This window comes from Buttiauxella noackiae (genome assembly GCF_000737905.1).
GTDB classification, from domain to species: domain Bacteria; phylum Pseudomonadota; class Gammaproteobacteria; order Enterobacterales; family Enterobacteriaceae; genus Buttiauxella; species Buttiauxella noackiae.
Genome location: NZ_JPRU01000002.1, coordinates 606,112 through 618,093 on the forward strand (window position 1 = coordinate 606,112; position 11,982 = coordinate 618,093).

The following is an 11,982-nucleotide window of genomic DNA, read 5'->3' on the forward strand; positions in this document are numbered from 1 at the left end:
GCCTTCTCCAGAAAGAAAAACACCCTGCCAGCGTACCGCTCACAGGGTGGTGGGGACCATCTCATTAACCACCCGGAGGTGGTTTCACGACACTGCTTATTGCTTTGATTATTCTGATGTTTCCCATGGTGCCCGGGGCGGGACTTGAACCCGCACAGCGCGTACGCCGAGGGATTTTAAATCCCTTGTGTCTACCGATTTCACCACCCGGGCTCGGGAAGAAAGTGGAGGCGCGTTCCGGAGTCGAACCGGACTAGACGGATTTGCAATCCGCTACATAACCGCTTTGCTAACGCGCCAAAACCTTTCACCTTTGCAGGCTGTAACAGAATTTCTGTTACATAAATTTGGAGCGGGAAACGAGACTCGAACTCGCGACCCCGACCTTGGCAAGGTCGTGCTCTACCAACTGAGCTATTCCCGCAAAATCTTATTAATTAACCTTAAAGCTAATCACTTGATTTTACTATCTTCTGGCAAGCTGTGCTGCCGTTCGATGCGTTGCATTCTACTTACCTGACGCGATGAGTCAATGAAATTTTCCGTCACCACGCTCCGTTTGCTGAATTTTGCACCGCACCGATCACGGTTCGAGCAAATAACCCCCTTCTGCGGTTAAATATTGATGCATTAACCAGAAAACGGGAATCAGATTTGATAATCCAATACCGTTTCTTCTGCCTCAAGCGCCAGCCTTTTGATATCCGCAACCGAAAGTTCCGGATTACACAGCTCGATAAAACGCCAGACATAATTCCGTTGTAGCTGACCTCGCTTCAATCCAAGCCATACGGTGTTAGTGTCAAAAAGATGACGAGTATCGAGTCTGATTAGCTCCCCCTCCTCGCTGCTTGCTTGAAATGCCACCAGACCGATACCCAGCCCTAACTCCACATAAGTTTTCACAACGTCCGAGTCTTGCGCGCTCAGTACGATATCAGGAGTCAGCCCACGGCGTGAGAACGCTTCATCAATACGCGCACGCCCGGTAATGCCCTGACGATAAGTAATAATCGGCCAATGGCTTATATCATCAAGCGTAAGAGGATTTGCATGGATCAGTGGATGGCCGCGCGGCACCAATAAAGTGTGAGACCAGCGAAACCATGGATAAGCGACGACTAAGGGATCGGTACTCAAGCGCTCACTGGCAATACCAATATCTGCCGTACCGTTATGCAGCAACATCTCGATTTCTTGCGGCGTCCCCTGATTTAACTCAAGGCGTACTTCAGGGAATAACGAGCGGAACGATTTGATTACCGATGGCAAGCTGTAACGTGCCTGAGTATGTGTGGTGGCTATGGTGAGCACACCGCTGGTGTCGTTGGTAAATACATCTGCCAGACGACGCACATTACTGGCTTCATTAAGAATACGTTCAGCAATTACCAGCAGGGCTTTACCCGGCTCTGTCATGCCCAATAAACGTTTACCGCGACGGATGAAAATCTCGATACCGAGTTCTTCTTCCAGTTCACGAATATGGCGGCTTACGCCCGATTGCGAAGTGAAAAGCATGTTGGCGACTTCGGTCAGGTTGTAGTCCCGCCGGGCCGCCTCGCGGATGATTTTGAGTTGCTGGAAGTTCACATTGCCCCCGGGGCATAACCGTTCTTTACACTATTGTTAAAGTGGCAACCCCGAGATAACAAATAATAAAAACCAGCAACTTATTCGATTTAGCAATAAGCCGAATCACCCTACCAGTAGCAGTTCACGATTTTCCTGTGCAGGACGAACCACCAGTGACATCAAAATGTCTTTAACTGCCTGCGCCTGCGGAGTCAGTGCGGCACGAGCCGATAAATTAACCGAGAGTGGTAAATTCAGTGATGGGCTAGTGATACGTGCCATCCAGCCGTTTGCCGAACTCACAAGTGAACGTGCCGCTGATTCGGGCAACACTGTCACCCCCATACCGCTGGCAATAGCAGCCGTCAGCGTCGAGATTGAATCAATTTCACCCGTGATTTTTGCCGTTAAGCGGCGCAATGAAAAAGCTTCATCCACGCGTTTACGCACGGCGCTATAGTCTCGCGGCAGGAATAGGTTCATTTCGGCCACCGCGCAGAGATCGACTGTCTGACCTGGACAGTCGCGGGTGCCGACAAGAAACAACTCCTCTTTCAATAACGGTTGGCTAATGATGCCCGCCGTTGGAGAACGGTCATACAAGACCGCCATGTCAAGCTGGCCGCTTAACAGCTTGTCATTCAGGACAGAACTACTGTTCTCATGCAGATAGACCAGCACGTCGGGTAATTCCGCACGTACTGCCTGTAATAAAGGCATGGTGATTGAAGAAGCTGCGGTGCCTGGGGCCAGGCCAATAGAAACCTGACCACCTAAAGTTTGACCCACATTGCAAACCGCTAATTGAGCCTGTTCACATTGGCGCAAAATAGTTCTCGCATGGGTATAGAGAATTTTTCCTGCTTCTGTTGGCGTTACGCCGCGTTTGGTACGAATTAACAGCTGCTGATCCATTTCACCTTCAAGGGTAGCAACTTGTTGGCTCAGCGCTGGCTGCGCAATATGCAGCACTTCTGCGGCCTGAGTCAGGCTACCAATATCGACGATTTTCACGAAGTACTTCAGTCGTCTTAAATTCATTTTGCCCCCTACACGGAATGCCAACGCCAGTCTCGGCAGTGATGTCTTTCTAAGAATTGCAATATGCTTGCCACTTTTGAGAAACATCCGACCAGATACGCTAACAAGCTGGATAATAAGCGAAAGTGATTTAAAACGAGGAAAAATGAGTTTGAAACAGTGGTTCGCTTATGCCCCATTAGAGGTACAGGCGCACCATTGCGGTGCGCCAAATTACCTAATTACAAACTTGCCCACCAAAGACGTAATTTCATTCCTGAAAGGCTGGTCCAACCGGTCGTTGATGAGACAACCTCTCCTTTATAAAGCACAACCAACGTAGGGGTGACGCCAATCTTCCAGTGGCGAGATAACTCACCTGAGGCATCATTAACCACCGGAAGATGAATTTTTTTCTGGGCTAACCAACGCGTTACATCCTGTGGTTCGCCGGAGCGTAGGGCAATTGTCATCACGTTTTCTCCCTCACCCACCAGCTGCGCAACAGAAGGTGTGGTGTAGCGACAAACACCGCACCAACTGGCCCAGAAATAGAGCAATAATGGGCGATCTTCACTCAATGCGCTCAACGATACTGCCTGGCCATCAAGCGTATGAAGTGGTGTGCTATCGAAAGTCGTGGGCATTTTTGGCGCTCGCCACCAGTCCATCAGAAAGATAATGGTGATGAGCACAACCACCATCACCAACGCTTCTCGTCCCCAGCGCTTTAATTTACTTTTCATTGGCCTGTGCCCGCTTTTCTATCACCAGCGTTTCCAGAGACTCCCATGGCACTGCCCCTGCCAGTAAGGTATCGCCAACCAATGTTGCCGGTGTGCCTTCCACACCGACGACCCGAGCCAGTTGTAGGTTCAGATTCAGTGTCTCCCGACTTAATTCATCTGGCGTAACCACTGTCGCCCCACTTTTGACGAACGCAGCATCAATAGTGGTTGCGGTGTGATTGCCCTGTTTTGCCATCAAACTATGGTGCAATGCCAGAAACTGCTGTGGATGTTCGCGCCAGGTCGTTAAGGCGACACGCGCTGCAAGCGATGAGGATTCCCCACGAAATGGCAGCAGCTTGAATACCACTGCAACATCGGGATACTTTTCCACAATCTTCTCAAGCATAGGGTCGAACTTTTTACAGTACGGGCAGTTGTAGTCGGTGAATGAAATGATGGTTAGTTTCGGTGAAGTTGCACCAATCCGCGGGCTGGCAGGATCGTGATACAACGCTTGATAGATCATCTGTTGTATTTGTTCTTCATTATTAGGTTGTGTCTCAGCAGTGGCACCAAAAGTGGTCGCCAGCAACAGTACAAGCGTGATGATTATTTTCATTTTTTATCTCCTTTCGCATCATTTAGCGCGTTTTGTACTGCATCTCGTGTCAATAGTGTTGGCAGGGCTTTTCCTTCGCGGATGCCTGGCCCATAGACTTGATTGAATGGCACACCAACTTGCCCACGCTGTTTTAGGAATGCTGTTATCTCTTTTGAAGGGAGTGTCCAGTCTCCGCGTAATGCAATGACATCAGGCTCTTGCAACACAGACTGCACATCCTCACGAGAAAGAACGTTTAATTTGTTAATTTTGCAGGTGATACACCAGTCGGCAGTTACATCAATAAACACACGCTTGTTTTGCGCCAATGCATTCTGAATTGCCGGCTCACTTAGCGGCTGCCAGACGATATTTTCTTTAACGGGAGTACTCACTGTTGACCCAAAATGCACCGGTAACAGACTAACCAGCCATAAAGCTGAGCCCAGCATCATCACTGCCAGTATGCGGCGTAACCACACCATCCAGCGCCCAGGTTTCGGCAGTCGTAATGCCAATGAAGGGCGCATGGCAATCAGCAGCCACGGCAAACTCATGCCTACGCCAAGGGCAAGGAAAATACCCCATAAGGTTGGCAAGGATGCACCAAGTGCCACGGCAACGGCGGTGCCGAGGAATGGAGCGCTACAAGGTGTTGCCAGCAGTGTCGCCAGCGCACCCTGCCAGAAATGCCCACTTATGCCATTGCCTCCTTGCGTGGCAATCCTGGTTGTCGCTTTCGACGAAAGCCGGAATTCAAATAGCCCAAACAGGTTGGCACTGAACACCAACATCACGACGGCCATAAAGCCAATAAACCAGGCACTCTGGAACTGAATCCCCCATCCCACCGCCTGGTTTGTCAGACGCAGTACCGTCATTAACAGCGCCAGCGCCATAAACGAAACGAGAATACCGGCAAATGAGGCAAGAAATTGTTGGCGTATAACGCGTTTTTCTTGTTTTTCAGCCAGTAATACAGAACCGAGTTTCATCCCCAAAACGGGCAACACACATGGCATCAGGTTAAGAATGAACCCACCTACCACAGCCAGCAGTAACACTTGCCAGAGTACAAAGTCTCCCCCGACTTCAGGCACAACCGGCGTTTCAGCTATCGTGATATTGCTTTGTTGAGCAATGCCGTTATCGGCGATAACCAATGAAAGATTGCGCCCACGCAGGTCAGGTCCGGCACCGTCCCAACCATCACTAACCGGTACGGTTGCCCATAACGTTTCACCTTCGACACGGTATTTTGGTTTACCGAAACTGGCGTCCTCTGGCATATCAAAAAACAGCTCGGGTTTCTGCCAACCTGCGGAACGTGTGGCTTGCACAACCAATTCAGCGCTGTGATAACCAGCTTTCAGGCTATCGGTCAGCCCGTTATGAAGCGGCACTTTACCCATCGCTTGCGCATAATCGTGGGCAAAAGCGGCATTGCCATTCTCAGGTGTGATTTCAAAGGGAAAATCTGTCAGCAGGCAGACATCTTTGCAGGTCGAGAGCGTAAGTACGCCTGCGATTTTCCCTGTAAATGCATCATCGAGCACCAATGGAATACTTACCGCATTGTGGTAACCCTGAGTGGTGATCCCCGCCACATCAAAACGTTGCGGCGTCGGCCAGAACCACTGAGCCGATTTCACGGGTTCGCTCCAGGCAATAGTCGGCGCAACACCACCGTCGCCCGGTGAACGCCAATAGGTTTTCCACCCTTCTTCCAGTTTCACATCCAGCAGGATACGGGTTTCACCTGGCGGTGAGGTATCTGCACGCATCCGAACGCTGGCATGATGATTATCGGTAGATTGAAGCCAGCCGGGTTGTGCAGCCCACGAGAATGGCAGCCATAGCAGTAGCAGGCAGAGCAACGCTCGCCTAAAAAGACTCAACATATTTTTTCTCCGTAAATGAATTATCGAACTGTGTTAAACAGCCGGTGTTTCATTCACGGAAAACGCAAAATCGAAGATGAACTCTGAGGGTGGGCGAACTAAATGCCCTGGCGGGAGAAACAGATGATCGTTCAGCTTGTAATGGCGCAATGAGCACCAGAAGAAGACTGAAAACAAAAAATGCAGCTTCAAACAACACTGGCGGTGCGGCAAGCAATGACTTTGCACTCAATTCGCAGGGTGTAACCGATGCACTATCTTCAATTTCAGAATTACTGCTTTGCGAGAGCATGACGCTTTGGGCAGCTTTCATTTGCAAAGCGTGCAATCCCGCCATGCGCTGCGCGGTGCAAACTAACACCACCAGACATGCCAGTAATATAAACCACTTTGCAAAATGCTTCCGTTTAAACATGAATCCCTCGCATTATATGAACCGTATATCTTAACCAGTCGTTATCGTTTGGCAACTGATGTGCTGTAAAGATATGTCTGCATGCATATATAGCTCGGTTTGATTGTTTTATCAGCAAACAAACCTGCAACGTGATAACAGGCTTTGACAAGCCCGAAACGCATCGCTAATATGCGCCCCGTTAACCGATTCCTCTGTAGTTCAGTCGGTAGAACGGCGGACTGTTAATCCGTATGTCACTGGTTCGAGTCCAGTCAGAGGAGCCAAATTTAAGAAGCCTGCTTATTTAAGCAGGCTTTTTGCTTTTCTGCCCTTACCACCCCCTTCCGTTCTCTCCCGTCGATGACATACTATCGAAGCAGCCCTGCTTAGAATCAGCAGGATAAGGAGAGAAAATGACGCATCAGACAGCCGACACTGCCCTTACCCCGAACCAGGCCCTCGATAAATTAGAGGAGCTGTACGATGCCTCGGTCAATGCTCTGCGCGAAGCCATTGGCCAGTATGTTGAAAACGGCGCACTACCTGAAATTGAAAAACGTGCCGCCGGTTTATTTGTCTACCCGGAGTTACGCGTCAGTTGGGATGGCACCGTACATCACCCAAATAAAACCCGTGCCTATGCCCGCTTCACCCATTCTGGCAGTTACACCACCACCGTCACCCGCCCTGCTTTATTCCGCCATTACCTCGCCGAACAACTCACACTGCTTTATGACGACTACGGCGCACAAATTGAAGTGGGGTTATCGCAGCATGAAATCCCCTATCCCTATGTGATTGATGGTTCCAGTTTGTCGCTGGACCGCTCAATGAGTGCCGGTTTGCCTCGCCATTTCCCGACAACCGAACTGGCACAAATTGGCGATGAGACAGCAGATGGATTATTCCACCCTACCGAGTTCTACCCGCTTTCGCATTTTGATGCCCGCCGCGTCGATTTTTCGCTCGCGCGTTTGCGCCACTACACCGGCACTCCGGTTGAACATTTTCAGTCTTTTGTGTTGTTCACCAACTACACCCGTTATGTGGATGAATTTGTGCGCTGGGGTTGCCAGCAGATCCTTGATCCAGAAAGCCCGTATGTCGCACTTTCCTGCGCCGGTGGTGTGTGGTTGACAGCCGACAGCCAGGCACCGGAAGAAGCCATTTCCGATCTCGCCTGGAAAAAACACCAGATGCCAGCCTGGCACTTGATCGATGCCAACGGCACCGGCATCACGCTGGTGAATATCGGTGTTGGGCCATCGAACGCAAAAACCATTTGTGACCACCTGGCGGTGTTGCGCCCGGCGGCGTGGTTGATGATTGGCCACTGCGGCGGGCTACGTGAAAGCCAGTCGATTGGCGATTATGTTTTGGCCCATGCATATCTGCGTGATGACCACGTTCTGGATGCAGTGCTGCCGCCGGATATCCCAATCCCAAGCATTGCCGAAGTGCAGCGTGCGCTCTATGACGCAACTAAACTGGTGAGCGGCATGCCGGGTGAAGAAGTTAAACAACGTTTGCGTACCGGGACTGTCGTCACTACCGACGATCGAAACTGGGAGTTACGCTATTCCGCATCGGCCTTGCGGTTCAACCTCAGCCGCGCTGTCGCTATTGATATGGAAAGCGCCACCATTGCCGCACAGGGTTATCGCTTCCGCGTGCCGTATGGCACGTTGTTATGTGTTTCCGATAAACCGCTGCACGGTGAAATTAAACTCCCCGGCCAGGCCAACCGCTTTTATGAAGGGGCAATTTCGGAGCACTTGCAGATTGGTATCTGCGCGATTGATCTCTTGCGAGCTGAAGGCGAACGCCTGCACTCGCGCAAATTACGCACGTTTAATGAACCTCCTTTCCGTTAAGAGAAAATAATAATGCAACACACATCACCCCTGGCTGCCTTACGCAGCCTGCTTAAAGAGCGCGAACTGGATGGCATGCTGGTTCCGCGCACTGACGCCTGGCAGAGTGAATATTGCGCGCCTTATGACGACAAACTGGAGTTTATCAGTGGCTTTGACGGCTCTGCGGGCCTGGCGCTGATTCTGGCTGAACGGGCGTTACTGTTCGTTGATGGCCGCTATCAGGTTCAGGCACGCCAGCAGGTAAACCTTGAAGAGTTTGAAATCCACCATTTGCATGATGAACCTATTCATCTCTGGCTTCAGGAAAACTTGTCAGTTGGTAAACGTATCGCGTTTGAACCTCTGCTGATGGTCAACAGCCAGTATGAAAGCCTGCGTACCAGTGGCTGCGACCTGGTGGCTATGGATGATGATCCGATCAATAAAATTTGGGCGACGCGCCCGGCGATACCTCACGGACTGATACGCCAGATGCCTGATGAGATTAGCGGGGAACCAACCGCATCTAAATGCGCCCGTGTCGCACAAGCGTTGGCGCGTAAAGGTGTAGATTTTCTCGCGCTCACTTTGCCTGACAACATTGCCTGGTTGCTTAACGTTCGTGGTTCAGATATCCCGACAAGCCCGGTGCCGCTTTCGTTTGCGCTGGTCAAAAACGACGGTGCCGTTGAGTGGTTTGTTGACGAGGCGAAACTGCAACAACTCGATAGTTCAGTGCTGGAGTCAATCGCCATCCATAGCCCGGATGCATTCCTCACACGTTGCCAGCAACTGGCGGCCGGCAAACGCTTCTTGCTTGATGGCGATAACACGCCAGTTGCCGTGCGCTTTGCCGTGGAACAAGGCGGTGGTGACATCGAATGGCAGCCAGATCCAATCACACTAATGAAAGCCAATAAGAACGATATCGAACTGGAAGGGTACCGTTCAAGCCATATTCAGGACGGTGCCGCCTGGGTTAATTTCCTTGCATGGCTTAGCCATGAAGTCCCACTACGTGAAGCCGCTGGTAACCCGATTACTGAACTTGAGGCGCAGGAAAAGCAGCTCGCGTTCCGTCAAGAATGCGACAACTTCATTGAGCAAAGTTTTGGTACCATTTCCGCGGCAGCGGGTAATGCGGCGATGTGTCATTATCACAGCGCGCCGGAAACCAACTTTGCGATCACCGGGCATGAATTTTATCTCAATGATTCTGGTGGGCAGTATTTCAACGGTACAACCGATGCCACACGCACGCTGAACTTTGGACAACTCGATGCTCAACGCCGCTTGCACTACACCGCGGTTCTGAAAGGTTTCCTGTCGCTGATTTCGCTGCAATTCCCACAAGGGACACAAGGCCACCAACTGGACGCATTTGCACGCCGCCCGCTTTGGGAACTGGGCCTGGATTATGATCACGGCACGGGTCACGGTGTCGGTCACAACATGCTGATTCATGAAAACCCGCATCGTATGGCGAAAAAAGTGAATCCATGGCCAATGCTGCCGGGCAATGTGCTAACCATCGAACCGGGTTATTACCTGGCAGGTAGCCACGGCATTCGTATTGAAAACCAGGTTGAAGTTGTCGCTTCAATGCCGGGGTTCTGCAAATTCTCTTCACTGACACTCATCCCGATTGATTTAAGCGCGGTGGAGTTGCCATTGTTAAGTGAGCAAGAGATTGCCTGGCTTGATGATTACCACCAGTTGGTGCGGGAAACATTGTCGCCACTCGTTTCCAGTACTGCGCGTCCATGGCTGATAGAGGCAACTGCGCCAGTCAGAACGCAACGTATGTAAGCCCTTAAAGGGCTAACACCATCAGTTTAAGAGCGAGGTATCCGGGGTGACCACCGGGTTTGACTTCACCCGGAAACAGATCCCGGTGTTACCCCTCATTCATTGGCTTAAGTGAAAGGTGTTACTTAAGAGCCGTATTTTGCGGCTCTTTTCTTCTTTTTGCCGATTAAACCAGCAATCAAACACATTTCACCTAAACAGCCTTTGACAACCCAGTAGCCGCTAGTTACTATGCGCCCCGTTAACCGATTCCTCTGTAGTTCAGTCGGTAGAACGGCGGACTGTTAATCCGTATGTCACTGGTTCGAGTCCAGTCAGAGGAGCCATATTTGAGAAGCCCGCTTAGGAAACTAAGCGGGCTTTTTGCTTTTCAGAATTTGTGTTTTATAGCTGCCCTGCTTTTCCGGGTTCAATGCTAATTGGCACCGGCATCCCGGAACGACGCGTCAACGCGGCGCTCGCTATACCTGCATCTACGCCAGAACCTTGCGTCATATCGCGCAGTGCCGATGTCATTGGTAGCGGGACTTTCTTGTCAGACTCAAACTCCGCACGGTTACGGGACAGCGGCTCATGCACTTCTAGCCAATGCCTCCCGTCCGGTTCGACCGTTGCTTTCACCGGCTGATCAATCAGCTGCACACGCGTTCCCACCGGCACATTATCAAACAAATACTTAATGTCGTCTTTACGTAGGCGAATGCAACCCTGGCTAACGCGCAGGCCAATACCAAAGTTGGCGTTAGTGCCGTGAATAGCGTAAAGCTTGCCGATGTAAATCGCATACAGCCCCATCGGGTTATCCTCACCCGGCGGTACATATGCTGGCAGCGTTTTCCCCTCTTTCGCGTATTCACGACGAGTATTAGGTGTGGGAGTCCAGCCTGGAGCTTCCTGCTTACGCTCAACCCTCGTCACCCAGTTACGCGGGGTTTCCCGCCCGGCCTGTCCGATTCCAATGGGGAAGATCTCAACCGTATTGCTCTGATCCGGGTAGTAGTAAAGCCGCATTTCGGCGACGTTAATCACGATGCCCTGGCGTATGGTGTCTGGCAAAATCACTTGCTGTGGAATAGTTAACTGGGTACCGGCTTTTGGCAGAAATGGATCGACACCTGGATTAGCTTCCAGCATATTGCTGAGCCCCTGCCCATACAGCGCAGCATAATACTCCAATGGCTCAGTATTCCCTTCAGGAACGCTTACGGTTATCGGCGAGCCAACCAGACGGCTCCCCTCAGGTGGAAGCATATAGGTAACGGCCTGGACGCTACAGGTAGCGGTGGCAAGCACAAAGGCAAGCGAGGATAAGCGAATCATAATTTCCCTATTATCAGACATGGCATTGATAAGTTAAATATAACCCTCACTTAAGAGTTCGGTGAGGAGAGCCGCACAAAAGAGTCACTCATTTTGCTATGGTATAGGCGGAGTAATTTTCGGAATGTGGTACTAGCGGGAGTTTGGTGTTTTTAAGAGATGAGCCCGGCAGGAGCTCATCTCTTGTGTCTGATACGGTTATTAATTGCCTGAACTATCGAGAAGATCTTTGCTTGCCGCTTTTAAGTACTGGAACATTGACCAGAAAGTTAATACCGCAGCGATGAAGAATAAACCGATCCCCGCGTACTCAACCCACATATTTGGGCGCCAGAGCATACCGATCAACGCCAGCATTTGCGCCATGGTTTTGGACTTACCAATCCAGGAGACCGCAACACTGCTGCGCTTGCCAATTTCAGCCATCCATTCACGCAACGCAGAGATAATAATTTCACGGGCAATCATTGTGGCCGCAGGCAGTGTCACCCACCATGAGTGATAATGTTCCACCACCAGCACCAGCGCAACGACGACCATAACTTTATCCGCTACCGGATCAAGGAATGCTCCAAAACGCGTGCTTTGGTTCCAGCGACGCGCCAAAAAGCCATCAAACCAGTCAGTAATTGCAGCAAACCAGAAGATAAACGCGCACAGGAAAGGTGCCCAACTGAACGGCAGATAAAAAGCCAGCACAAAGAATGGGATAAGGACGATACGAAACAGAGTAAGCAATGTCGGGATATTAAATTGCATAGTGCTGGTTAAC

Annotated in this window: 10 protein-coding genes and 5 tRNA genes; 4 read left to right on the forward strand and 11 right to left on the reverse strand. The window is 50.8% G+C overall.

All coding sequences use genetic code 11. The features are described 5' to 3' along the window. Window positions 1-126: 126 nt before the first annotated feature. The 9 genes from IX31_RS11215 to IX31_RS11255 form a co-directional block, all read right to left on the reverse strand. Window positions 127-213: transfer RNA gene (locus tag IX31_RS11215), tRNA-Leu, on the reverse strand. A gap of 12 nt (window positions 214-225) precedes the next feature. Continuing rightward, window positions 226-299, reverse strand: a tRNA-Cys gene (locus tag IX31_RS11220). Window positions 300-348: 49 nt separating this feature from the next. Continuing rightward, a tRNA-Gly gene (locus tag IX31_RS11225) sits at window positions 349-424 on the reverse strand. Between the two features lie 224 nt (window positions 425-648). After that, complete coding sequence (gene cbl, locus IX31_RS11230) at window positions 649-1,593, reverse strand: HTH-type transcriptional regulator Cbl (RefSeq protein ID WP_034458148.1); 945 nt, start codon at window positions 1,591-1,593, stop codon at window positions 649-651. 105 nt (window positions 1,594-1,698) lie between these two features. Next, window positions 1,699-2,616, reverse strand: coding sequence for a nitrogen assimilation transcriptional regulator NAC (nac, locus tag IX31_RS11235; RefSeq protein ID WP_034458150.1), 918 nt, complete (start codon window positions 2,614-2,616; stop codon window positions 1,699-1,701). Window positions 2,617-2,837: 221 nt separating this feature from the next. After that, window positions 2,838-3,341, reverse strand: coding sequence for a protein disulfide oxidoreductase (locus tag IX31_RS11240; RefSeq protein ID WP_034458153.1), 504 nt, complete (start codon window positions 3,339-3,341; stop codon window positions 2,838-2,840). Continuing rightward, window positions 3,331-3,945, reverse strand: a complete 615-nt coding sequence (locus tag IX31_RS11245; protein WP_034458155.1) for a DsbA family protein — start codon at window positions 3,943-3,945, stop codon at window positions 3,331-3,333. The genes IX31_RS11240 and IX31_RS11245 overlap by 11 nt, the downstream gene beginning before the upstream one ends. After that, a complete protein-coding gene (locus IX31_RS11250; RefSeq protein ID WP_034458157.1) occupies window positions 3,942-5,828 on the reverse strand; it encodes a protein-disulfide reductase DsbD family protein in 1,887 nt (628 codons plus the stop codon). The genes IX31_RS11245 and IX31_RS11250 overlap by 4 nt, the downstream gene beginning before the upstream one ends. Window positions 5,829-5,877: 49 nt before the next feature. Continuing rightward, window positions 5,878-6,243: a hypothetical protein gene (locus IX31_RS11255; protein ID WP_034458159.1), complete on the reverse strand. Its 366-nt coding sequence runs from the start codon at window positions 6,241-6,243 to the stop codon at window positions 5,878-5,880. 190 nt (window positions 6,244-6,433) lie between these two features. On the opposite strand from IX31_RS11255, the gene IX31_RS11260 reads away from it, so the two are divergent. The 4 genes from IX31_RS11260 to IX31_RS11275 all read left to right on the forward strand — a co-directional run bounded on the left by IX31_RS11260 (window position 6,434) and on the right by IX31_RS11275 (window position 10,216). Continuing rightward, window positions 6,434-6,509, forward strand: a tRNA-Asn gene (locus tag IX31_RS11260). A gap of 129 nt (window positions 6,510-6,638) precedes the next feature. Then, window positions 6,639-8,099 (forward strand): AMP nucleosidase, encoded by a 1,461-nt coding sequence (locus IX31_RS11265; RefSeq protein ID WP_034458161.1) that lies wholly within the window; start codon window positions 6,639-6,641, stop codon window positions 8,097-8,099. Window positions 8,100-8,111: 12 nt separating this feature from the next. Further along, entirely contained in the window at window positions 8,112-9,890 is a 1,779-nt protein-coding gene (locus IX31_RS11270; RefSeq protein WP_034458163.1) for an aminopeptidase P family protein, read from the forward strand. Between the two features lie 250 nt (window positions 9,891-10,140). Further along, window positions 10,141-10,216, forward strand: a tRNA-Asn gene (locus IX31_RS11275). 58 nt (window positions 10,217-10,274) lie between these two features. Here IX31_RS11275 and ldtA read toward each other — a convergent pair. Then, window positions 10,275-11,210, reverse strand: coding sequence for a L,D-transpeptidase (ldtA, locus tag IX31_RS11280; RefSeq protein WP_122974010.1), 936 nt, complete (start codon window positions 11,208-11,210; stop codon window positions 10,275-10,277). A 201-nt stretch (window positions 11,211-11,411) separates the two neighbouring features. Then, a complete protein-coding gene (gene pgsA, locus IX31_RS11285; protein WP_034458167.1) occupies window positions 11,412-11,969 on the reverse strand; it encodes a CDP-diacylglycerol--glycerol-3-phosphate 3-phosphatidyltransferase in 558 nt (185 codons plus the stop codon). Window positions 11,970-11,982: the final 13 nt, after the last annotated feature.